Annotated in this window: 21 protein-coding genes and 1 pseudogene; 11 read left to right on the forward strand and 11 right to left on the reverse strand. The window is 74.1% G+C overall.

The annotated features are described in order from the left end of the window. Nucleotides 1-59: 59 nt before the first annotated feature. From ACFRU2_RS06550 to ACFRU2_RS06565, 4 genes are all read right to left on the reverse strand, one after another. On the reverse strand, nucleotides 60-671 hold the full coding sequence (locus ACFRU2_RS06550) for a hypothetical protein (protein ID WP_382968397.1): 612 nt from the start codon (nucleotides 669-671) through the stop codon (nucleotides 60-62). Between the two features lie 279 nt (nucleotides 672-950). Beyond that, on the reverse strand, nucleotides 951-1,775 hold the full coding sequence (locus tag ACFRU2_RS06555) for an MOSC domain-containing protein (protein WP_382968400.1): 825 nt from the start codon (nucleotides 1,773-1,775) through the stop codon (nucleotides 951-953). A 72-nt stretch (nucleotides 1,776-1,847) separates the two neighbouring features. Then, on the reverse strand, nucleotides 1,848-2,453 hold the full coding sequence (locus tag ACFRU2_RS06560) for a DUF6643 family protein (protein WP_382968403.1): 606 nt from the start codon (nucleotides 2,451-2,453) through the stop codon (nucleotides 1,848-1,850). 257 nt (nucleotides 2,454-2,710) lie between these two features. Further along, nucleotides 2,711-3,940: a glycosyltransferase gene (locus ACFRU2_RS06565; protein ID WP_382968406.1), complete on the reverse strand. Its 1,230-nt coding sequence runs from the start codon at nucleotides 3,938-3,940 to the stop codon at nucleotides 2,711-2,713. Between the two features lie 254 nt (nucleotides 3,941-4,194). Between ACFRU2_RS06565 and ACFRU2_RS06570 the strand changes: the two genes are divergently transcribed. Next, nucleotides 4,195-4,986, forward strand: a complete 792-nt coding sequence (locus tag ACFRU2_RS06570; RefSeq protein ID WP_382968408.1) for a glutamate racemase — start codon at nucleotides 4,195-4,197, stop codon at nucleotides 4,984-4,986. On the opposite strand, the gene ACFRU2_RS06575 is transcribed toward ACFRU2_RS06570, so the two are convergent. Continuing rightward, nucleotides 4,979-5,917, reverse strand: coding sequence for a GlxA family transcriptional regulator (locus tag ACFRU2_RS06575; RefSeq protein WP_382968411.1), 939 nt, complete (start codon nucleotides 5,915-5,917; stop codon nucleotides 4,979-4,981). The two genes, ACFRU2_RS06570 and ACFRU2_RS06575, sit on opposite strands and share 8 nt — an antisense overlap. 222 nt (nucleotides 5,918-6,139) lie before the next feature. Between ACFRU2_RS06575 and ACFRU2_RS06580 the strand changes: the two genes are divergently transcribed. The 3 genes from ACFRU2_RS06580 (at nucleotide 6,140) to ACFRU2_RS06590 (ending at nucleotide 7,756) form a co-directional block, all read left to right on the forward strand. Further along, entirely contained in the window at nucleotides 6,140-6,835 is a 696-nt protein-coding gene (locus ACFRU2_RS06580; RefSeq protein ID WP_382968414.1) for a DJ-1/PfpI family protein, read from the forward strand. Between the two features lie 79 nt (nucleotides 6,836-6,914). Then, nucleotides 6,915-7,277, forward strand: coding sequence for a hypothetical protein (locus ACFRU2_RS06585; protein ID WP_382968417.1), 363 nt, complete (start codon nucleotides 6,915-6,917; stop codon nucleotides 7,275-7,277). Continuing rightward, on the forward strand, nucleotides 7,274-7,756 hold the full coding sequence (locus ACFRU2_RS06590; RefSeq protein ID WP_382968419.1) for a DUF2269 family protein: 483 nt from the start codon (nucleotides 7,274-7,276) through the stop codon (nucleotides 7,754-7,756). Before ACFRU2_RS06585 ends, ACFRU2_RS06590 begins: the two co-directional genes overlap by 4 nt. Nucleotides 7,757-7,779: 23 nt before the next feature. Here the strand turns inward: ACFRU2_RS06590 and ACFRU2_RS06595 are convergent. Next, a pseudogene (locus ACFRU2_RS06595) lies at nucleotides 7,780-8,653 on the reverse strand (ADP-ribosylglycohydrolase family protein). Beyond that, a complete protein-coding gene (locus ACFRU2_RS06600) occupies nucleotides 8,623-9,222 on the reverse strand; it encodes a TetR/AcrR family transcriptional regulator (RefSeq protein WP_382968422.1) in 600 nt (199 codons plus the stop codon). Before ACFRU2_RS06600 ends, ACFRU2_RS06595 begins: the two are co-directional and overlap by 31 nt. A 94-nt stretch (nucleotides 9,223-9,316) precedes the next feature. Here ACFRU2_RS06600 and ACFRU2_RS06605 point away from each other — a divergent pair, with 94 nt between their 5' ends. The 4 genes from ACFRU2_RS06605 to ACFRU2_RS06620 all read left to right on the forward strand — a co-directional run bounded on the left by ACFRU2_RS06605 (nucleotide 9,317) and on the right by ACFRU2_RS06620 (nucleotide 13,207). Continuing rightward, a complete protein-coding gene (locus ACFRU2_RS06605; RefSeq protein ID WP_382968424.1) occupies nucleotides 9,317-10,393 on the forward strand; it encodes an FAD-dependent oxidoreductase in 1,077 nt (358 codons plus the stop codon). Between the two features lie 125 nt (nucleotides 10,394-10,518). Then, complete coding sequence (locus ACFRU2_RS06610) at nucleotides 10,519-11,034, forward strand: hypothetical protein (RefSeq protein WP_382968427.1); 516 nt, start codon at nucleotides 10,519-10,521, stop codon at nucleotides 11,032-11,034. Between the two features lie 40 nt (nucleotides 11,035-11,074). Further along, complete coding sequence (lnt, locus tag ACFRU2_RS06615) at nucleotides 11,075-12,706, forward strand: apolipoprotein N-acyltransferase (protein ID WP_382968430.1); 1,632 nt, start codon at nucleotides 11,075-11,077, stop codon at nucleotides 12,704-12,706. A 9-nt stretch (nucleotides 12,707-12,715) separates the two neighbouring features. Next, nucleotides 12,716-13,207, forward strand: coding sequence for an NUDIX domain-containing protein (locus tag ACFRU2_RS06620; RefSeq protein WP_382968433.1), 492 nt, complete (start codon nucleotides 12,716-12,718; stop codon nucleotides 13,205-13,207). Here ACFRU2_RS06620 and ACFRU2_RS06625 read toward each other — a convergent pair. Next, the gene (locus ACFRU2_RS06625; protein ID WP_382968435.1) at nucleotides 13,180-13,974 is read right to left on the reverse strand and encodes a trypsin-like serine peptidase; all 795 of its coding nucleotides are present in this window, start codon (nucleotides 13,972-13,974) and stop codon (nucleotides 13,180-13,182) included. The two genes, ACFRU2_RS06620 and ACFRU2_RS06625, sit on opposite strands and share 28 nt — an antisense overlap. Nucleotides 13,975-14,095: 121 nt before the next feature. Between ACFRU2_RS06625 and ACFRU2_RS06630 the strand changes: the two genes are divergently transcribed. Then, nucleotides 14,096-14,719 (forward strand): hypothetical protein, encoded by a 624-nt coding sequence (locus ACFRU2_RS06630; protein ID WP_382968438.1) that lies wholly within the window; start codon nucleotides 14,096-14,098, stop codon nucleotides 14,717-14,719. Between the two features lie 9 nt (nucleotides 14,720-14,728). On the opposite strand, the gene ACFRU2_RS06635 is transcribed toward ACFRU2_RS06630, so the two are convergent. Further along, nucleotides 14,729-16,213: a hypothetical protein gene (locus ACFRU2_RS06635; protein ID WP_382968441.1), complete on the reverse strand. Its 1,485-nt coding sequence runs from the start codon at nucleotides 16,211-16,213 to the stop codon at nucleotides 14,729-14,731. Nucleotides 16,214-16,419: 206 nt separating this feature from the next. On the opposite strand from ACFRU2_RS06635, the gene ACFRU2_RS06640 reads away from it, so the two are divergent. Next, a complete protein-coding gene (locus tag ACFRU2_RS06640; protein ID WP_382968443.1) occupies nucleotides 16,420-17,709 on the forward strand; it encodes an ATP-binding protein in 1,290 nt (429 codons plus the stop codon). Between the two features lie 340 nt (nucleotides 17,710-18,049). Further along, the gene (locus tag ACFRU2_RS06645) at nucleotides 18,050-18,361 is read left to right on the forward strand and encodes a DUF6191 domain-containing protein (RefSeq protein ID WP_382968446.1); all 312 of its coding nucleotides are present in this window, start codon (nucleotides 18,050-18,052) and stop codon (nucleotides 18,359-18,361) included. Nucleotides 18,362-18,377: 16 nt separating this feature from the next. On the opposite strand, the gene ACFRU2_RS06650 is transcribed toward ACFRU2_RS06645, so the two are convergent. Together ACFRU2_RS06650 and ACFRU2_RS06655 are read right to left on the reverse strand one after the other, a co-directional pair. Next, entirely contained in the window at nucleotides 18,378-19,082 is a 705-nt protein-coding gene (locus ACFRU2_RS06650) for a hypothetical protein (RefSeq protein ID WP_382968449.1), read from the reverse strand. Next, a complete protein-coding gene (locus ACFRU2_RS06655) occupies nucleotides 19,079-20,698 on the reverse strand; it encodes a serine/threonine-protein kinase (protein ID WP_382968451.1) in 1,620 nt (539 codons plus the stop codon). The genes ACFRU2_RS06650 and ACFRU2_RS06655 overlap by 4 nt, the downstream gene beginning before the upstream one ends. Between the last annotated feature and the right edge of the window lie 63 nt (nucleotides 20,699-20,761).

Consider the following 20,761-nt stretch of genomic DNA (forward strand, 5'->3'; position numbering starts at 1 on the left):
GCCGGAGCTGTGGCTCCGGCGCTCCACCGTAGCGCGCGCGGGGCCGGTGAGTTGCCAGGTCAGCTGCCCGCATCCGCCCGGCCCCAGTCCGGCCCCGCCGCGGCCCAGGCGCGGTCCAGCCGGATGTACCGCCGATGCATGAGCCTTCGTACGACCAGACGGCGAAGCGTCTCGACGAGCGCGGCGATGCCCAGGGCCGCCGCGAGCCCCGCCACGCCCGCGTGGAAACTGGCGGAGGAGGGATCGAGGGGCTGTCCGACGAGCCGGCCGTGCGTATCGGTCCATATCCGGAACCGGTCGCCGGGACGTGGCGGTTCCTCCGCGGCCGGCACCGTCCCCTGGTGGTTGCTGCCGTCGGGCGCCGTCCACGACGCGACGATCTGCGTACGCTGCGGGGCCTGGCGCTGCGCCGCCGGATCGGTGGCCGCACCGAGGAGCGGATCCGGGGTCGGCCGGACCACCACCGCCGGTACGAGATGGCGCTCCTCCCGCTGTTCGCGCACGGCCCGCTGCAGCGTGCCGTCCACCCGTACGCCGGCGGCCCAGCCGATGGCCGGAGCCACCAACAGGACGCACAGCAGCGCCGCGAAGGCCACCCAGGCCTCGAATAGATCCGTCTGGCGGCGCAGCGGATTGCGCCGCCAGCGCCACACTCCCATTGCTGTCCGCACGGTCCGGCTCCCCCTACTTGTGCCAGTCTGCGCCTGCCTGCCGTCCCAGCCTCCCGCATGCCCCGGCCACCCGCATTCCGGAACGCGCGAGACGTGTGTCACCCGATCCGGTGCTCACGTCCCGAATGTTCCAACGGGCAGGCGGTGGTGGTTGGTTCCAGGGGGACACGAGAGCCGCTCGAAGGTGTCATTCCGGGTGGTCTCACCGGCCCTCCTGCGGCTTCGCGGCCTTGGTCTCCGGCGGCGTTTCGGCGCCGCCGGGTACGGCTGTGGACGTCCTCACGCCAGGACGCGCACCTCGTCGCCGACCCGCAGCGTCCCCAGCCGCACCGGCACCAGCAGCCGGCCGAAAGCCAGCGACTTGCCGATCCGCCGGTGCCTGGCCAGGGTCTGGAGCGGCTCCTTGCCGCGGATCGCCGTCGTCTGGTCGGTGGTCGTCACGACACAGCGTCCGCACTCGCGCGCCCCGCGGAAGACGGCGTCGCCGATCGCGACGCGTTCCCAGCCGTCCTCGGCCCACGCCTCCGCTCCGGACACCACCACGTTCGGGCGGAACCGGTTCATCGGGAGGGGGCCCTCGTCGGGATGGGATCCCCCGGCGATCAGCGCGTTGAGCGCGTCCAGCGAGGCGAGGGTGGTGATCAGCAGCGGATAGCCGTCGGCGAGGCTCACGGTCTCACCGGGCAGCGCGTACGCGGGATCGACCGGCCGGCGCACGGCCGGCTCGTCCAGGTGCACCAGGTGTGCCGGTACGCCCAGGTACGCGGTGAACCAGTCGGCCGCGGCGTGCGCCGCCGCCACGGTCTCGATCTTCTTGCCGAAGAGCATCACCGGCTCCAGCGGACCCCGCTCCGGGACCTCCACCGTCAGATCCGCCATGCCCGGCGCCGAGATCTCGAACCCGCCGCCCCCCAGCGGACGGGCCCGTGCCAAGGCCAGCCTCGGTTGCTGGCGTTGGGTGATGACCGTGCCCTCCCCGTCCACCACCGCCCACCTGCGGTCGCCGGACAGACCCCAGGGCTCCACGGCCACCTCGTCGGGTGCCGTCCCCGCCACCGATTTGACGGGATGGACGTGGAGCGCCTGGACACGCAGATTCACCATGGGGAAATACTGCCAGCCGTCCTCACGGACTCCGCGGCGACCTCGTGGAAGAGGGCCGGCCGGCCGTGGCGGTCAGTAACCGCGTCCCTGCGGTTGGTACGGACGTCCGTACGGGTCCTCGAACGAGGCGGCCGGGACGGGCGCGGGCTGCGCCTGCATCGGACGCGGCGCGGCCGGGCGCATCGCCTCGTACCCGGTGCCCGCGGCGACCGGACGGGGCTGCTGCGGCTGGGGCTGCGGAACGTAACCCGTGCGGGCCGCGAACGGCTGCGGCTGCTGCGGTACGTACGGCACCGGTGCCTGCTGGAGCGGCATCGGCATCGGCATCGACATCGCCATGGGCTGCGGCATCGGGGCCATCTGCTGCATCTGCTGCATGTGCGGCGCCTGCTGGGGCGCGGCCTGCTGCTGGTACGGGTACCCGTACGCCGGGGCCGGTTGTTGTTGCGGGCGGGCGGGCGGCAGCGCTGCCGGCAGGGCGGGGAGCGCGGACGCGAGGGCCGGGAGGTACCCACCGCTCGAGTAGCCGGCGCTGGGCGAGTCGTAGGCGGCGGGAACGCGGATCGGGGCGATCTGCGGGGTCCCGCGTTCGGCGACGAGGGAGTCGTAGATAGGGGTGTCCGGGAAGGAGGGCGCGGAGTAGTAACCGCCGCCATAAGTGGAGCGGGGGGAGGTCATGGACCTAAGTTAAGCCCACGACTTCACCGGGTCCATAGCGAGGTGCCGTCAACACCGCCCTGACCTGCATATTCGCAGGTCAGGGCCACAGCTTTCACTTCACGTTCACGTGCACGTTTTGGTCACTTCCGCCCCGTCTTGCTCCTACTCGTACTCACCGGTTGGGTGTTGCACGAATGTGCCGCCGGCTTCGTGCTGACGAGGCGTCACAACCCCGTGACCTCGGACGACGTGAAGTCGAAGGGCGGAGTCCGGTTTCAGGCGTCGCCGGGGCGGGCATAGGTACGGCCCTTCCATGCCGCTCCGCGCCCGCGGTAGTGCTGCACGGCCGAGTCGACGGTCATCAGGAGGTAGAGCAGCGCGGTCAGCGGGAGCAGCGGTGCGAGGGCCGCCGGCTGGTGGTAGTAGCGCAGCATCGGCAGGTACGTGCCGGCCATCAGCAGCCAGGCCAGGCCGCCGGCCCAGGCGACGGCGGGCCGGCCGGCGGCGAGGCCGGCCAGGAGCGCGGCCGGCGGCACGAGGTACACCAGGACCAGCCCGGCCACCGTCCCGGCCAGGAGGGCGGGGTGGTGGCGCAGTTGCGCGTAGGCGCTGCGGGAGACCATCCGCCACAGGTCCGCGAGGGAGTCGTACGGGCGCACGCTGTCCACCCGCTCCGCGAGGCCGAGCCAGATCCGCCCGCCGGTGCGCTGGACCGCACGGGCGAGCGAGACGTCGTCGATGACGGCCTGCCGGATCGACTCCGGGACCCCGGCCCGCACGGCCGCCTCGGTGCGCAGCAGGACGCACCCGCCGGCGGCGGCCGCGGTGCGGGCGGCGGGGCGGTTGATCCAGCGGAAGGGGTAGAGCTGGGCGAAGAAGTACACGAAGGCCGGAACGATCAGCCGCTCCCAGACGCTGACGGCACGCAGCCGGGCCATCTGTGAGACCAGGTCGAGGTCGGCCGCCGTCGCGGCGCAGACCAGCTCGCGCAAGCTGTCGGGTGCGTGGGCGATGTCGGCGTCGGTGAGGAGGAGGTAGTCGGGGCCGGGGCCCGGGCCCGGGCCGGCATCCGGGCCGGAATCCGGATCGGAGCTCAGGGCGGAGCCCGTGCCGGAGCGTGCGTGGGCGATGCCGTGTCGCAGCGCCCAGAGCTTGCCGGTCCAGCCTGTGCCGGGCTCGCCGGGGGAGAGGACCGTCAGGGGCAGCCCGCCGGGGTGCGCGTCGGCGAGCCGCCGCGCGAGGCCGGCCGTGCCGTCCGTACTGCCGTCGTCGACCAGGATGACCTCGGCCTCGCCGGGATAGTCCTGCGCGAGGAGCGAGGGCAGGCTGTGCGGCAGCACCCCGGCCTCGTCCCTGGCCGGGACCACGATGGCGACGGACGGCCAGCGGGCGGGGGCGTGCCGGGCGGGCAGGCGGGCATCGGTCCGCCAGAACATGCCTTGGCCGAGGGTGAGCCAGAGCCAGACGGCGAGCGAGGCGCACGCGGCGACGAGGAGGTAACCCATCCCGGCAGTCTGCCGGGATCGGCACCGCCGGGGGTGCCGGGACACCGGGGTTCCGCGGTCCGGATCGGATCGGGACGGGAAGGATCCGAGCGGGACGGATCGCGACGGATCGGATCGGGGCGGGGGCACGGGTGCGGCTGCACCGACACCCCCTGGCCGGGAGCGCGGTCGCCCGGCGCCGCCTCGCCGTCGGGTGGGGGGTCGGCCGGGCCCGTTGCCCCGGGTGGAGCGGGGGGATCGATTAAGGTGACCAAGTGAAGATCGCCCTCATGGACTCCGGTATCGGCCTCCTCGCGGCGGCCGCCGCGCTGCGACGGCTGCGGCCGGACGCGGACCTGGTGCTGTCCAGCGACCCCGACGGGATGCCCTGGGGTCCGAGGACTCCTCAGGACCTCACCGGGCGGGCCCTCACCGTGGCGCGGGCCGCCGCCGCACACCGGCCGGACGCGCTGATCGTCGCCTGCAACACCGCTTCCGTACACGCCCTGCCCGCGCTGCGCGCCGAGCTGGAGCCGTCGATCCCGGTCATCGGGACCGTACCGGCGATCAAGCCCGCCGCGGCCGCCGGAGGGCGCGTGGCCATCTGGGCCACCCCCGCCACCACCGGCAGCCCCTACCAGCGCGGCCTGATCCGCGACTTCGCCGACGGGGCGCGCGTCACCGAGGTGCCCTGCCCGGGGCTGGCCGACGCCGTCGAGTCCGGTGACGAGGCCGCCGTCGTACGGACCGTCGCCGCGGCCGCCGCGCTGACCCCGGCCGACGTCACCGACGTGGTGCTCGGCTGCACCCACTACGAGCTGGTCGAGGCCCCCATCCGGGCCGCGCTCGACCGGCGCACCGGCGGTGGCGCGTACGTCTTCCACGGCTCCGCCGAGCCCGTCGCCGTCCAGGCCCTGCGCCGGCTCGGCGTCCGCCCGGAGCCCGGCCTGCCATACACCGGAGGCCTGACCGTCCTGCTCAGCGGCCGCCCCGGCACGCTCCCCGAGGCCGCCCTCGAGTACGCCGAGGGCCGCCTGCTGGCCCCCGAGGGCGCGGATCTCAGCTGAACGCGCGGCGGTAGGCGTGGGGGCTGACCCCGGTGGTGCGCTTGAAGCGGTCGCGGAAGGCGGTGGGGGAGCCGAAGCCGACCTGGGCGCCGATGCGTTCGACGGAATGCTGCGTGGTCTCCAGGAGGTGCTGCGCCTGGCGGATGCGGGCGCGGTGGAGCCACTGGAGCGGGGTGCTGCCGGTCTGTTCGCGGAAGTGGCGGATCAGGGTCCGGGTGCTGGTTCCGGCGCGGGCGGCGATGTCGGCGAGCGTGAGGTCGGAGGCCAGGTTCTCCTGTAGCCAGGAGAGCAGGGGTTCCAGCACGGAACCCCGCGGGGTGGGCACGTGGTCGTGCACGATGAACTGCGCCTGCCCGCCCTCCCGTTCCAGGGGCATGACGGACAGCCGGGCCGCGTCGGCGGCGACCGCCGAGCCGTAGTCCTTGCGGATCATGTGCAGGCACAGGTCCAGGCCCGCGGCGGCGCCGGCCGAGGTGAGGATCCGGCCGTTGTCGACGTACAGGACGTCCGGGTCGACCTCGATGTCCGGGTAGGTGGCGGCGAGGAGATCGGCCGCCATCCAATGGGTCGTCGCCCGCAGGCCGTTCAGGAGCCCGGTGGCGGCCAGCGGGAACGTCCCCGAGCAGATGGAGGCGATGCGCGTGCCCTGCTCGGCCGCCGCCAGCAGCGCGGCGCGGACGGCGGGGGAGAGCGGGGCCGTGGGTGCGTCGGTACCGGGCACGATGATCGTGTCCGCGCCTCGGAGTCCGTCCAGCCCCCACGGTGCGCGCAGGCTGAAGGAACCCGCGTCGACCTCCGGCTGCTCCGCGCACACCCGGATCTGGTAGCCCGGGCGGCCGTCCGGGAGGCGGGTACGGCTGAAGACCTCGATCGGGGTGGCCAGATCGAAGGGGATCACCCGGTCCAGGGCGAGGACGGCGACAGTGTGCATGGCCGGAACATACCTGGTTGCCGGGCTGACCGGATGGGCCGTGTGATCCTCGGACCGCATCTTCGTACAGGTCGGAGCATTCTTCGAGTCGGTGGAAGGCCATGGCGTTATCCCGTTGGAAGGTGTCATTAATGCCACTGGGGCGGGGGGCGCGGGACCCATAGCGTCGAGGGCGAGCCCGGACCGGCACGGACCGGGCCGCCGCACGCGGAGGAACCCTTCATGCACGCCCAGATCGTCCTGTTCGACGGCTTCGATCCCCTCGACGTCATCGCCCCCTACGAGGTCCTCCACGCCGGGGGCACCGCATCCGGCGGCGCGGTGAGCGTGGAGCTGGTCTCCGCCGAAGGGCCGCGTGAGGTGGTCAGCGGCACCGGGGGACTGGTGCTGCGCGCCACGGGCGCCCTGGACCCCGGCCGTGCGGGCCTGGTCCTGGTCCCCGGCGCCTCGGGCCGCGTCGGAGAACCGGGCGAGGTCCCGGACCTGCACCTGGACGCGGGCGAGGGGCAGTGGCGGCAGGACGAGTTCATCCCCGTCCTGATCGGGCGCACCCTGACCACCGAGCTGCCCGCGCTGCTCGGGGCGGCGATGGCCAACCCGCGGATGACGGTCGCCGCGGTGTGCGGGGGCTCGCTCGTCCTGGCCATGGCCGGCCTGCTGGAGGGCCGCCACGCCACCACCCACCATCTGGGCCTGGACGTGCTCGACGCCACCGGCGTCCACGCCGTGCGCGCCCGCCTCGTCGACGACGGGGACCTCGTCACCGGCGCCGGTGTCACCTCCGGGCTCGACCTGGGCCTGTACCTGCTGGAGCGGGAGGTGGGTCCGAGGATCGCGCAGGCCGTGGAGGAACTGTTCGCCCATGAACGCCGCGGCACCGTCTGGCGCGAGCGGGGCCCGGCCCCCGTCGGCTTCTGACCGGCGCACCCCCGCGCCCGCATCCCCGCCCCGCCCCGCACCGCACCGCATCGCATCGCACCTCTAGGAAAGAACCACCATGTCCGTTGAAGGAACCTGGGACCTGACCGTCTCCACGCCCATCGGCCGGATCAACGCCGTAGTCGAGCTCCTGCGCCAGGACGGCGTCCTGACCGGGATCGCCCGCGGGGCGGGGGAGGCGGTCTCCCTCGACGACCTCACCCTCGCTCCCGCCCCCGACCTCGACGGCGGTGGTGACGGCGACCGGCTCACCTGGAAGCAGGCCGTCACCAAGCCGATGCGCCTGAACCTGGCCTTCGCCGTGACGGTGACCGGCGACGCCCTGGCCGGGACCTCCAAGGCCGGCCGCCTGCCGGCGTCCAAGGTCACGGGCCGGCGCCGCGCCACCGGCCTCCGGACGGACGCGGAGCCGCGCCCGTGACGAAGCTCCTCCTCTCCCTGCACGTCCTCGCCGCCGTTCTGGCCATCGGGCCGGTCGCCGTCGCCGCGAGCATGTTCCCCGCGGCGCTGCGCCGCGCCACGGGCGCAGCGGGTGCCCCGGGTGACCACGACGCCCTCGCGAACCTGCGGCTCCTGCACCGCGTGTGCCGTGTTTACGCGGCCGTCGGCACGGCGGTTCCCGTCCTCGGGTTCTTCACGGCCGACAGCCTCGGAGTCCTCGGCAGCGGGTGGCTGATCGCCTCGATCGTGCTGACCACCGCGGCGGCCGCCGTCCTGGCCCTGCTGATCCTCCCGGGCCAGGACGCCGCCCTCATCGCCCTGCAGGAGCCGGAGCAAGGACGAGCTCCCGCCGCCCGGTCCGCCGCTCGTCTCGCGATGCTCACCGGAGTCTTCAACCTGCTCTGGGCCACCGTGACCGTCCTGATGATCATCCGCCCGGGCTCCACCACGGGAGCCTGACGGGCCGCACCCGCCGCCCGGACCTACGCCTCCCGGGCGGCGGAGGCCGCCCCGGCCGTCGCGAGGCGCCGGGCCAGTTCCCGTAGCCCGGCGGCGTCCAGAACGTGGTCCCCGTAGCCCGGCACGGGTACGTGCAGCGGAGCCGTCCAGGACTCCGGGACCGCCCCCGCGCCGTACCGCGCCCCGGCCAGGGTGCCGGTCACCGCCGCCACCGTGTCGGTGTCGCCGCCCAGGTCCACGGCGGCCCGTACGGCCTGCGCGAAGCCCGTCGTGGTCCGCAGCGCCCACACCGCCGAGCCCAGGCAGGGCCACACCGCCCCGTTGAACTCGGTGGCCAGGTCCGGGTGCCAGTCCGGAGCCAGGACACGGGCGTACCGCTCGCGGTGGTCCGGGTGCACCTGCTCCAGCGTCGCGGGCAGCGCGCCGAGCGGGTCATCGCCGTCCAGGGCCACACGTACGAGCTCGTGCAGGACGGCCGTCCCTTCCCAGGCGGCCCGGTCCCCGTGGGTGAGCGCGGCGATCCGCCGGGCGGCGTCCATGGTCGCCTCCGGTCAGCACGATTTCGGTCTGCAGTCCGATGTCCTTGGGGTCCCCGGCCGCCCAGCGCCGGAACCGGTCGAAGACGTCGGGGAGTTCCAGCCCGCCGCACTCCAGCAGCGATTCACCGACCAGCACCGCCATCTGCGTGTCGTCGGTGGCCTCGCCCGGATCCCAGCCACCGCCTCCGCGCATCTCCTCGCCGCGCGCACCCAACTGCCCGGCGGGCCCGAACTCGTAGGGAGCCCCGAGCGCATCCCCGACCGCCGACCCGAGCACGGCCCCGACGGCACGGTCGAGCCGGTCGGTCACGGGTTCCCCTCCTTCGGTCACGGGCTCTCCTCCGGCGGGCCGGGGCATCCGCGGTCCAGTACGCCGCGGGCGAAGGCGTCCAGGTCGTCCAGCCCGGCCGCGGCCAGGGTGGCCGGGGCTCCCGTCAGGAGGTGGAGGACGGCTCCGTGCAGGGCGAGGGTGAGCGCGCGGGTCTCCTCCGGACCGGCCGGCAGTCCGGCGGTGGCCAGCAGCTGCCCGAACGCCGCGAAGTCCGCCGCCGCGATCGGGTCCAGCAGTGCGGCCAGCCACGGTCGACGGGTCGCCTCCGCCTGGAGCTCCATGTACGCCACGACGCGCGGCCGGCCGGCTCCGGCCGTATCGCGGAGCAGTCCGGCGAGCAGCGCGGCGAGTCCGGCCCGGTCGCCGGGCCCGGGGCCGGCCCCGGCGAGCCCGGCGGCGAGTTCCCGGTACTGCTCCAGGCAGCGCTCGGCTACCGCGCGCAGCAGTTCCTCGCGGGTCGGGAAGTAGTTCTTGGCGGTGCCGAGCGGCACGCCGGCCGCAGCGTCGACGGCCCGGTGCGTCAGGCCCCGCCCGCCCGCCTCGGAGAGCACGGCGATGGCCGCGTCGCGCAGCCGGTCCCTTCGGTCCTGGTTCACCTTGTCAGCTTAACCACAACCGTGGTACCACAAGTGTGGCACCACAGATGTGGTGGTCGATCGGCTGGGGAGCGATTCGAGCGAGGGGTGTGCCATGGGTGCGAGTGCCACGGGCGGGAGTGCCGGGACGGGGTCGGCGGTGGTCGTCGGCGCCGGGGTGGGCGGCCTGGCCACCGCAATCGGTCTGCGGCGGGCCGGGTGGGAGGTGGCCGTCCTGGAGCGCCGTGCCGAGCCGGAGCGGTACGGAACCGCCTTCGGTATCCACCCCGCGGCCCAGACGGCCCTCGAACGGCTCGGTCTGGGCGATGCGCTCCGGGCGCGTGCGGTCCCGTACCGCGACGCGCAGATCCGGCGCCCCGACGGCCGGGTGCTGGCCGCCCTCCCGCTGGAGCGGATCGAACGCAAGGCTGGCCGCCCTGAACTCCTCATCTCCCGGCCCCACTTGATGGACGTACTGCACGCCGAGCTCGCACGGCTCGGCGGCACGGAGGTCGCGTACGGCCGGGCGTACGAGGCTTCGGCCGCGCGGGGCGCCGACCTCCTCGTCGGCGCGGACGGGATCAACAGCGCGGTCCGCGCCGCCCGCTTCGAGGGCGGGGCACGGCCGCGCGAGCTCGGCACCACGGCCTGGATCGGCACCGCCGGTTTCGAGACCGGGGTGTACGGCGAGACCTGGGGCCGGGGCCGCTTCTTCGGGATGACACCCGTCGAACCCGGGCGCACCAACTGGTACGCCACCGTTCCCGCGGCCACCACGGCCGAGGAACTGCGGGCCGCCTTCGCCGACTGGCACGATCCCATCCCGCGCGTGCTCGCCGACACCGACCCGCAGACCTGGATCCGCTACCGGATGCGCCACCTCCACCCGGCGCTGCCCTCCTTCACCCGCACGGCCGGGCCCGGACCGGTGGCGCTCGTCGGCGACGCGGCCCACGCCATGACCCCGAACCTCGGCCAGGGCGCCTGCACCGCGCTCCTCGACGCGGAGGCCCTCACCCGAGCCGTCACCGCCCACGGCCCCGGCGGCCTGCCCGCCGCACTGCGCGCGTACGACGGCGAACGCCGCCGCAGTGCCCAGCGGATGGCATTCGGCTCCCGCACCCTGCACCGCTTCATGACCGTCCGCCGCCCGGCCCTGCGCGACGCGCTCGTCGGCCTGCTGCCCGGATAGCCCGCGCCGGCGGCCCGCTCCGGTGGCCCGCTCCGGTGGCCCGCCCCGGCCGGGCGGTTCCGGTCCACGTCATTCGCGTCCAGAGGTCGGTGGCGGCCCTGCGGAACGTGAGTACGCTGCTACACATGACGGGTCACCCGCCGGGGCCGCTCTGGACGGGCCGGGCATCCAACCGTGTGCAGTGGCTGCTCGCCGGAGCCGGTGCGGCCTTTCTGGCGCTCGGGATCGAGATCGCCGTCGACCATGCCTGGGGCGCCGGTATCGTCGCGCTGCTCATGGCGGTGATCGGCTGTCTCGCCGCGGGCCTGCTCATCCTCTTCGGCACCCTCGCCTTCGTGCACGCCGCCGTCACCGTCGACGCCGAAGCCGTCGAGGTGCGCTGCGGGCACATCGGGCTGCCGCGCCGCAGGATCCGGCTCACGGAGGTGGAGGCCGCCGAGTACCTGCCCCGGATCACCCCCCAACAGTGGGGCGGCTGGGGCTACCGCTGGCGCCCCGAGCGCGGGACCGCCGTCATCGTCCGGCGCGGCGAGGGCCTGGAGCTGCGGCTCGGCGACGGCAAGCTGTTCACCGTCACGGTCGACGACGCGGAGAACGCGGTCCGTGTGATCCGCACCCATCTGCGTGCCCTGGCCCACTGACTCCGTCACCTGCACAGCGAGGGGACGTACACTCCGCCAGATGAGCAGCAGTGCGACCCGCGCGGCCGGGAACGACGCCGGAAACGATGCCGGGAACGATGCCGGGAACGACCAAGGGCAGGGGTCGGTGCCGGAGCCCGTGGCGGGGTCGTTCCTGCGACGGTGGGCCGGCCGGCTCGCGCGGCCCGCGTGCGCCGTCCTCTCCGGAGTGCTCCTCTACCTCAGCTTCCCGCCCCGCACCCTGTGGTGGCTGGCCCCCCTCGCCCTCGCCCTGCTCGGCTGGTGCCTGTACGGGCGCCGCGCGCGGGCCGGTTTCGGCCTCGGCGTGCTGCACGGCCTCGGCTTCCTGCTGCCGCTGCTCGTCTGGACCGGCGAGGGCGTCGGCCCGGTGCCGTGGCTGGCGCTCGTCACCCTCGAATCCCTGCTGGTCGGCCTCACCACCCTCGGTATCGCCCTCGTCAGCCGGCTCCCCGGCTGGCCGCTGTGGGGCGCCGCCGTCTGGATCGCCGGCGAGGCGCTGCGCGCCCGGGCCCCCTTCGGCGGATTCCCCTGGGGCAAACTCGCCTTCGGCCAGCCCGACGGGGTCCTCCTGCCGCTCGCCGCGCTCGGCGGCACCCCGCTGCTCTCCTTCGCCGTGGCCCTGTGCGGATTCGGGCTGTACGAGGTGGTGCGCGTCGGAGCCGACACCCGCCGGGCCACCGCCGCTCTGCTCGCCGCCACCGCCGTGGCCGCCCCGCTCGCCGGGGCGCTGGCCGCCCGGCCGCTCGTCTCGGACGCCGCCGAGGACGGCACGGTGACGGCCGCCGTCATCCAGGGCAACGTCCCGCGCGCCGGATTCGACTTCAACGCCCAGCGCCGCCAGGTCCTGGACAACCACGCCAACCGCACCATCCAGCTCGCCGAGGACATCAAGCTCGGCAAGGTCGCGAAACCGGACTTCGTCGTCTGGCCGGAGAACTCCTCCGACATCGACCCGTACGCCGAGCCCGATGCCTACGCCGTCATCGACAACGCGGTCAAGACCATCGGGGTGCCCGTCGCCATCGGCTCCGTGCTGGCACCGGAGACCGGCCCGCTGCGCAACACGATGATCCTGTGGGACCCGGTCAAGGGCCCCGTCGACACCTATGACAAGCGCAAGATCCAGCCCTTCGGCGAGCGCATCCCGATGCGCTCCTTCGTCCGGCTCTTCAGCTCCGACGTGGACCGGGTGCGGCGCGACTTCGGCCCCGGCAAGGAGCCCGGGGTCTTCGACATGGCGGGCAGCGGGGTCGGCATGGTCACCTGCTACGAGGCCGCCTTCGACGACGCCGTCCGCTCCACCGTCCAGGCCGGAGCCCAGGTCATCGCCGTGCCCAGCAACAACGCCACCTTCGGCCGCACCGAGATGACCTACCAGCAGCTCGCCATGGACCGGGTGCGGGCCGTCGAACACAGCCGGACGGTCCTGGTGCCCGTCACCAGCGGGGTCAGCGCCGTGATCCGTCCCGACGGCGAGATCGTGCAGCAGACGAAGATGTTCACCGCCGACGCCCTGGTCGCGGAGATCCCGCTGCGCTCCACTCAGACGCCGGCCACCCGTTTCGGCCCGCTCGCCGAGTACCTCCTGCTGGCCGTGGCCGCGGCCGGACTCGGCTGGTCGTTCGCACGCCGGATGCGCAGGGCCTCGTAGGGTCGGGGAATGACCACACCTGACTTCATCCGCACCCTGCGCGCCACCGCCGGTCACCAGTTGCTGCTGCTGCCCGGGGTCACCGCCGTCGTCATCGACGACCTGGGGCGGGTCCTGCTGGGCCGGCGCGCCGACACCGGCCGCTGGTCGGTGGTCGGCGGCATCGCCGAGCCCGGGGAGCAGCCGGCCGACACGGCGGTGCGCGAGGTGTACGAGGAGACGGCGGTGCGGTGCGTACCCGACCGGGTGGTGCTGGTGCAGATGCTCCCGCCGATCACCTACCCGAACGGGGACGTCTGCCAGTTCCAGGACATCACCTTCCGCTGCCGGGCCACGGGCGGGCAGGCGCGGGTCAACGACAACGAGTCGCTGGAGGTGGCCTGGTTCGAACCGGACGCGCTGCCGGAGCCGCTGGAGTCCTTCGCGGTGGACCGGATCCGCCAGGCGCTGAAGGACGAGCCGACCTGGTTCGCTCAGCCGTTGTCGGACGCCTCCCGGTAGAGCTCCACCGCCTGGTCGCCCATGACCGCGCTGTACGAGACCTCCGGCACGGTCCCGCCGCCCTCGTAACCCCCGAGGACGCCCGCCAGGGCGCCGTCGACGAGCCAGGGGCTGCCACTGGTGCCGCCGCTGAGGTCCGGGCACTCGATGCGGCGCTGGGTCTCGGAGAACAGGGTCGTCGTGTTGGCGCAGTACAGCGGGGACTCGTCGCCGCTCGGGTAGCCCACGACGGACACCGTGGCATCGGCGGGCTGCTGCGCGGCGACGGGGAAGCCCCCGACGACGTCCTCGATCCGCCGGCCGTCCGCCTGCCCGCCGTCCGCCGGGGCCACCGTCGCGAAGGCGATGTCCTCGTCGGGGTCCTCGCCGTCCGTCCAGCCCGGAGCCACGTACGTGCCGGTCAGCCTCCACAGACCGTACGGGGCCTCCCCGTCGCGGTAGCCCGGGGCGAAGTAGGTGGTGTCCGGGCTGCCCAGGCAGTGCGCGGCGGTGACGATCACGTCCCGGTCCTGGCTGCGCACCACGGAAGCCGTGCAGAAGTGGCCGCCGTCGAGGCCGCCCGCGAAGAGCGCACCGACCCGCCCGGCCGCCGCGTCGGCCGCGGCCGTGACCGTGACGCCGAGCGGCGGTTCGGCCGACGCGTCGGGGACGTCGACGCCGAGCAGGGCCGTCATGGCGGCCAGGGCGAGCAGGATCCGTGCAGCGCGCCGGCCACGGGCACGGGCGCGGGAGCGGCGGTCCGGTCGGGAGGGGAGCAACTGGATCATGCTCCGAGCCTCGCGGGGGAACCTGTGACCGGAGCCCGGGAATCCATATGAATCCCCTGTGAATCACCGGCCCCGAAACCCCCTTGGCGGCCGGGCCGCACTGCCCGGAGAATCACGGCCCATGGGGACCGACATACACGGGTTCGTGGAGTGCCTGGACGAGGACGACCGGCTGTGGACCGCGGCCATCGACATCGACCTGCTCTACCACGGGCGGAACTACGACGCCTTCGGCTGCCTCTTCGGGATGCGCAACTTCGCCGGCTTCCGGCCGCTCGCCGAGGACCGGGGGCTTCCGGAGGACGCCTCGGAACGAGTACGTGCGCAGTTCGCGGACTGGGGATCGGACGGGCACAGCCCCACCTGGATCAGTTGGGCGGAGATCGAGCGGGTCGACTGGTCGGAGCCGGCGGAGCGGGTCGACGAACGCATCCACGAGTACCGGCGCACCGAGGACGGCTGGGTGATGACGGGCAAGAGGGCCTGGGACGGGCGGGTCGCCGAGGTGACGGGGCTGACGGTGGTCCGCGACCCCGGCAGGCTGTTCAGGTACGAGGCGCACGACTGGCCGGAGGGCACGGAGTGGCCCGACGGCGATGATCTCCGCTACCGGATCGGACGGATCAACCGGCGCGACGCCATCAGCCCCGACGGGGAGTGGAAGCCGGTGTGGACGGTGATGGACACCCTCGCCGGGCTGTACGGGGCGGAGAACGTCCGGCTCACTGTGTGGTTCGACTGTTGAACCCCGCCGTCAGCCGCGTCGCTCGTACACCGTCACCCGGCGGCCCCGGACCTGCCGGTCCTCCACCACGGTGAACTCCGCCCGCAGGACCGCCGCCTTCGCCCGGTCCGCCGGGGAGCCCGGGGGCTTGGCCCCCTTCCCCGAGTCCGTCACCAGGAGGACCCGCCGCTGCTCCCGCAGGGCCGCCGAGATCCGTGCCGGGTCGGCCTCCTCGCCCTTCAGGGTCCCCGACTCCGCGGGGCCCCGGGACAGGGCGATGTCCTTCAGGCCGGCGAACGCCCCGGGCGAGACCAAGGCCGTGTCCCGCCGGGCCGCCGGGATGAACAGCACCGCGTCGCCGTCCCGCTTCAGCTCGGACACCTCCCCGGCCACCGCCAGCACGTCGTCCACCCGGCTGGCCGGAGACCGGTCGGCCAGGGCCACGGGCAGCAGCGCCACCGCCGAGGCCGCGACCACGACGGGCACGAGTGCGCCCGACGCCCTCGGGTACCGGGGCGCGAGGGCCCGTACGGCCGCGCCCAGCGCCGCGCCTATCAGCAGGGCCAGACCCAGCATGGAGAACAGCACGTACCGGTCCAGGAACAGCGGCTGGACCAGGGAGACGGCGGCCAGCCCCAGCAGGGGCACCGCCAGCAGCGGCAGTCCGACCGAGGCGGCCGTCAGCCGGGCCGGGAGGCCGGTCCGCGGTCCGCCCGCGCGGTCCGCCCACGCACCCAGCGCGCCCACCGCCAGCAGGACGCCCGGGCCGATCAGCATGTGCCAGGTCAGCGGCGGGATCCAGGAGACCTGCCCGGACTGGGTGCGGCTGAACAGGATCAGCGGCAGCGCCCCCGCCACGGCCGCCGCGGAGGCGAGCAGCCAGGGCACCACGACACCGCGCCGGGCCCGCGCCCACCACAGGGTCAGCGCGTGGGCGGGCAGGATCAGCAGGGAGAACCAGTTCAGCAGGGCGCAGACCAGCACGAGAGCCCCGTACGCCGTCCAGCGCGGCCCGGTCCGCCGCCCGGGACCGGCTCCGCCGACGGCTCCGGTGCCTGCGATCAGCGAGACGAGCAGCAAGGTCGACAGTCCGGCCCCGCCCGCGATCAGCGCGTACGACCGGCCCTCCTGGAGCTGGAACTGCACGGCCGGCAGCAGCCCGAGGGCCAGCCCGCCGCCCAGCCCCGCCCACGGGCCCGCCAGCCGGCGCCCGATCAGCGCCACACAGCCGGCGGCGACCGCAACGGCCAGCACCGAGGGCAGGCGCAGGGTGGTCGTGCTCGCCCCGAACACCTCGAAGAGCAGGTGCATCAGCAGGTAGTACAGGCCGTGGACGGCGTCCACGTTGCCGAGCAGGTGCCAGATCTCACCGGGGGAGCGCTCCGCGACCTGCCAGGTCGCGGCCTCGTCCCGCCACACGCTGTTCTGCCGGGAAAGCCCCCACAACCCGAGCGACAGGGTCCAGAGGACCGGCACCAGCCACACGAGATACGGCCGTCGGATACCGGTGGACATGTGGGAACTCATGAAAGCGTGACGATCCTCGGGCAGATGTTCGGGCGGAAAGCACCAGTCTATGGACGATACGGAGGGTTCCCGGACCGGCTGTTGTGCACGACGGAGCGTGATCAAGGGGCCCCCTCGCCCCTAGCCTCGCGGCAGCAAGGTGCGCGACAGGCACACGGCAGGCACGCAGGAGCACGAACGAGGGGCGGTACCCGGTGAACTGGCTGATCCACGACTACCGCGAGAGCGATCTCGCGGCCGTTGTCCATCTGATCGACACCACGGCCGAACTCGGCCAGGAGTCGGTCTTCTCACTCGCCGAATGCATCAGCGCCCTCACCGACCGGCAGCCCTGCGTGGTCGCCGTCCACCAGGGCGTCCCCATCGGCGCCGCCCTCGCCTGCGTCACCGGCGAACGCGCCTGGGTCATGCGCATCGCCATCGCCGCCGGCTGGCGCGGCCGCGGCCTGGCCAGCGCCCTGCTCGTGGAGCTGGAGCGACGGCTGATCGCCGCCCGTGTCGGGCGCATCGCGTACGTCCTGCCCGAGGAGGACCTGCTCGGAGAGGGACTGCTCAACGCCGGCTACACCCGGCAGCCCGCCGTCGCCTACTTCGAGAAGACCGAGCCGCTGCACGGTCCGGCCGCCGGTCTCCTGGACGACCTCGGCGGCCGCTTCCTGCCGAGCGACCTGTGGGCCAAGGTCGCCGGCATGGAGACCGAGAAGGACCTCATCGAGCGGCGCGTGGTGCTGCCGCTCGCCGAGCCCGAGCGGGCCGCCGCGCACGGGGTGCGGCCGCCGCGCGCCATCACCCTCTTCGGCCCGCCCGGCACCGGGAAGACCACCTTCGCCCGGGCCATCGCCTCCCGGCTCGGCTGGCCCTTCGTGGAACTGCTGCCCTCCCGCCTCGCCGACGAGGGCAACCTCGCGGCCGCGCTGCGCGACGCGTTCGCCCGCATCGCCGAGCTGGAACGGGTGCTCGTCTTCATCGACGAGGTCGAGGAGATCGCGCCCGTGCGCACCGAGCCCGCCCAGCCCGGCGGGATCCACGGCGTGACCAACGAGCTGCTCAAGCTGATACCCGGCTTCCGCGAGGGAGACGAACGGCTGCTGGTCTGCGCGACCAACTCCATCCGCTCCCTCGACCCGGCCTTCCTGCGCCCCGGCCGCTTCGACTACCTGATCCCGATCGGCACCCCGGACCACGGCGCCCGCGCCGCGATCTGGGCCCGGTACACGGCGGGCCGTCCCGATGTGGACGTGGCGGCGCTGGTGGCGGCGAGCGAACTGTTCACCCCGGCCGACATCGAGCACGCGGCGCGGATCGCCGCGCAGGTGTCCTTCGAGCGGGACCTGGAGGCGGTGGGCGCGCGCGGCGCGGCGGCGGCCCAGCTGGGCGCGAGCACGGAGGACTACCTGGCGGCGGTGGCGCAGTGCCGGCCGACGGTGACTCCGGCGATGACGGGAGAGTTCGCGGCGGACATCACCGCGCACGCCCGCTTCTGACGGGGAGGCGCCCGCAAGGGAGCCGCCCGAGCTGCCTGCCCGCCACGGACGGGCAGGCAGAAATGGCCCGCAGCCACTCCCCAAAGCGGCTGCGGGCCTCCCGCGCGGACTTGGCATCCGTGCGGGACGGCCACGTTCCTTTGGGGTGTATCGCCGGCTGGAACGTGGCAGTGAAGGTGCCGGGAGGGCCGCATCCCTGATGCCCTGCCGACACGTTCGAGTCAACCAGGGGCGGGGGTGGCGGCGCCTCGGTCGCACGGCCACGATCGCCCCGGCCTTAAGGACCGGTCGGCGGGTCCGGACCGTTGGCCGAAAGGAGGACCGGGGTTAGGGTCGGGCCATGGCCTTCGTCGTCTTCATGACCCTCCCGGGGCTGGCGCTGCTGCTCACGGCCATCGCCTTCCTCGACCTCGCGCTGGAGCGCGCGGGCCGCGCAGGCCTGCTGCCCTGGCGCCGGAACGGCCGCAAGGGACAGATGTCCTCGACGGGCTTCGAGCAGCTGCACGCGAGCTTCTCGCCCGGCAAGCAGAACGAGCTCAAGGAGCGGCAGAGCGCGCTGATCATGCGCGACGACGAGGAGGACGGCGCCCCGCCCCGCTCCCGCGTGGACCTCGACGGCGGGCTCGCGGTGATCCGCCTGCCGGCCGCCTAGGCCGTCTCTCTCGGGCCTAGGGGCGGCAGCGGTAGGTGAACTCCGCCGCGGCCGTCCGGCGTACGGGGGAGACGAGCTCCAGCTCGGCCTTCGCGGGGTAGGTGCCCGCGCCCTGGAAGGTCCACAGCAGGTGGAGGCGGGCCTCCTTGCGGCCGCTCGGCACCCGCTCGCTGAGCTGCTCCGAGCGCGTGCCGTCACTGCGCAGCCAGCGGTACGTGAGGACCCCCGGCCGCCCGTTGGTCCGTACGACGGCCACCACGTCGGCGGTCCCGTCGCAGCCGGGCCCCCTGGCATCGGCAGCGCCGGCGGCATCGGTGGACACCGCCAGGTCCCGGACTTCCAGGGCCGGGCCGAAGCGCTGCCAGCCCAGGTAGCACAGGACCCCGATCAGGACCACGGCGGCCAGGGTGTAGCGCCGCCACTCGCTCCGCCGGCGGGGGGCCGGGGCGGGGTACAGCGGGAACGGCGCGGGCAGCGCGGCCGTCACCCCCGGTCCGAAGCGCAGGACCGAACCCTCGACCCGGTCCGGCACGGCCCCGACCGGTACGTCGAACCGTGCGGTCGGGCCGGTCCGTTCGGCCGTACCGGTCCGGTCGGTGCCGCCGGCGAGGCCGAGCCGTTCGGTCCGCTCCGTGCCCCGGGGCGGTCCGGTGATCCAGTGGCTGCCGAGCACGGTGGCGCTGTAGTCGTCGTCGCCCTGCGGGGCGTGGGGATCGCTCATGCCGGCTTGCACCCCCGGATGTAGATGCTCTGGACGGAACTCTGGTTGGCGGCGGCCGGCTGCGTGGTGGCGCGGACGCTCCAGTAGCAGCCGGCGCCCTGCGCGAAGGTGTGCGCCAGGGTTTGCGTACCGGGGCTCCCGGGCCCGAACGCGACGGTCTGGCGGCCGTCGGGCACGGTCAGGGCGCCCTTGTCGTCACCGGTGAACCACTCGACGACCAGGGTGTACGGTCCCGCACCGTCGCTTTCCACGGAGAAGGCGGCCTCGGTGACGCCGGGGCCCGTCTGCCGGAAGGAGGTGACGTTCACCGCGGAGATCTTGACCTTCGGGGACGGAGACGGGGTCGGGGTCGGCGTGGGGGTCGCGGACGGAGTCGGGGACTTGGTCACCGTCCAGCTCGGCTTCGGCGTCGGTGTCGGCGTGGGGGTCGGCATCGTGTGGCTCGGGCTCGCCGACGGCGACGCGGACGGTGTCGGTGTGGCCGTGGCCGTCGGCGACGTGGAAAGGCTCGGCCCGGGCGCCGGAGCGACCGGGCCCGGCGCCGACGCGCTCGACGTCGCGAAGGCGTTGAGCGCCATCGCGCCGCCCGGCTCGGAGCCCACCGCCTGGTAGCCGAGCACGGCCACCAGCCCGAGCACGAGCGCCGCTCCCGCTGCGAGCAGCCCGCGCCCGCCCGGGGACCAGCCCGGGGGAGGCGGCGGCAGGACCGTGGTGGCCAGGGCGGTGGCGCCCTGCGCCGGGGCGCCCGCCGAGGGGAACAGCAGGGGCAGCAGGGCCGCCAGCGCGGCCAGCTTGCGCTGTCCGCGTTCCTCCCACTGGGGCCCGTACGCCGCCAGGGCCACCGCCTCCAGCTCCGCGACGAACGCATCGGCGTCCCCGGGCCGTTGTTCGGGGGCCTTCGCCAGTCCCCGCCGGATCAGCGGGCGCACCGGCTCGGGCGCCTCGGTCTCCGGGACCGGAGCCTCGATGTGCTGGACCGCGAGCTCCGCGAAGTTCTGGCCGTCGTACGGCTTGCGGCCGGTCAGGCATTCGAAGAAGGTCGCCGTCGCCGCGTACACGTCGGCCGCGGGCGATGCGGGCCGGCCCTGCCACTGCTCCGGGGCCATGTACGCGGGGGTGCCCGCCGCCCCGGGCGTCGTGCCCAGGGGGGTGGCGATCCCGAAGTCCACCAGCTTGGAGGTCCCGTTGGCCGCGACCAGGACGTTCGCCGGCTTGTAGTCCCGGTGGACCACACCGGCCCGGTGGGCGTCGGCCAGCCCCAGCAGGGAACCCTTCAGCAGCACCAGCGCCGCTTCCGGTCCGGTCCGTCCGCACTGCTTGAGCAGGGCGTTCAGCGGGATGCCGTCGACGAGCTCCATGACGATCGCGGCGCCGCCGGGCGCCTCGACGTACTCGTACAGCCCGACCACGTAGGGGGAGCGCAGGGCGCCGAGCAGCTGGGCCTCGGCCCGGAACTCCCGGACGAAGACCGGGTTCTCGAGCATCCGGTCGTTCAGGTACTTCACCGCGACGGCCGTGCCGGTGCCCTCGTGGACCGCGAGGACCACGCGGCCGCTGGCGCCCGAACCGAGCTCGCGGACCTCCGAGTAACCGGGAACCGACCACACGCCGTTCATGCCTTCCCCCTTGCCGTGGCGTGACCGCGCCCCGGAGCTGGTCGTTCCAGGGACCGGCCATCA

The sequence above is a fragment of the Streptomyces sp. NPDC056883 genome (assembly GCF_042788835.1).
GTDB classification, from domain to species: Bacteria; Actinomycetota; Actinomycetes; order Streptomycetales; family Streptomycetaceae; genus Streptomyces; species Streptomyces stoeckheimensis.

Coding starts and splice junctions, on each gene's coding strand:
- ACFRU2_RS06620 (WP_382968433.1), top strand. CDS start 12,716: ATGACCACACCTGACTTCATCCGCACCCTGCGCGCCACCGCCGGTCAC.
- ACFRU2_RS06630 (WP_382968438.1), top strand. CDS start 14,096: ATGGGGACCGACATACACGGGTTCGTGGAGTGCCTGGACGAGGACGAC.
- ACFRU2_RS06560 (WP_382968403.1), bottom strand. CDS start 2,453: ATGACCTCCCCCCGCTCCACTTATGGCGGCGGTTACTACTCCGCGCCC.
- lnt (WP_382968430.1), top strand. CDS start 11,075: ATGAGCAGCAGTGCGACCCGCGCGGCCGGGAACGACGCCGGAAACGAT.
- ACFRU2_RS06605 (WP_382968424.1), top strand. CDS start 9,317: ATGGGTGCGAGTGCCACGGGCGGGAGTGCCGGGACGGGGTCGGCGGTG.
- ACFRU2_RS06635 (WP_382968441.1), bottom strand. CDS start 16,213: ATGTCCACCGGTATCCGACGGCCGTATCTCGTGTGGCTGGTGCCGGTC.
- ACFRU2_RS06565 (WP_382968406.1), bottom strand. CDS start 3,940: ATGGGTTACCTCCTCGTCGCCGCGTGCGCCTCGCTCGCCGTCTGGCTC.
- ACFRU2_RS06625 (WP_382968435.1), bottom strand. CDS start 13,974: ATGATCCAGTTGCTCCCCTCCCGACCGGACCGCCGCTCCCGCGCCCGT.
- ACFRU2_RS06580 (WP_382968414.1), top strand. CDS start 6,140: ATGCACGCCCAGATCGTCCTGTTCGACGGCTTCGATCCCCTCGACGTC.
- ACFRU2_RS06650 (WP_382968449.1), bottom strand. CDS start 19,082: ATGAGCGATCCCCACGCCCCGCAGGGCGACGACGACTACAGCGCCACC.
- ACFRU2_RS06655 (WP_382968451.1), bottom strand. CDS start 20,698: ATGAACGGCGTGTGGTCGGTTCCCGGTTACTCGGAGGTCCGCGAGCTC.
- ACFRU2_RS06585 (WP_382968417.1), top strand. CDS start 6,915: ATGTCCGTTGAAGGAACCTGGGACCTGACCGTCTCCACGCCCATCGGC.
- ACFRU2_RS06645 (WP_382968446.1), top strand. CDS start 18,050: ATGGCCTTCGTCGTCTTCATGACCCTCCCGGGGCTGGCGCTGCTGCTC.
- ACFRU2_RS06555 (WP_382968400.1), bottom strand. CDS start 1,775: ATGGTGAATCTGCGTGTCCAGGCGCTCCACGTCCATCCCGTCAAATCG.
- ACFRU2_RS06575 (WP_382968411.1), bottom strand. CDS start 5,917: ATGCACACTGTCGCCGTCCTCGCCCTGGACCGGGTGATCCCCTTCGAT.
- ACFRU2_RS06610 (WP_382968427.1), top strand. CDS start 10,519: ATGACGGGTCACCCGCCGGGGCCGCTCTGGACGGGCCGGGCATCCAAC.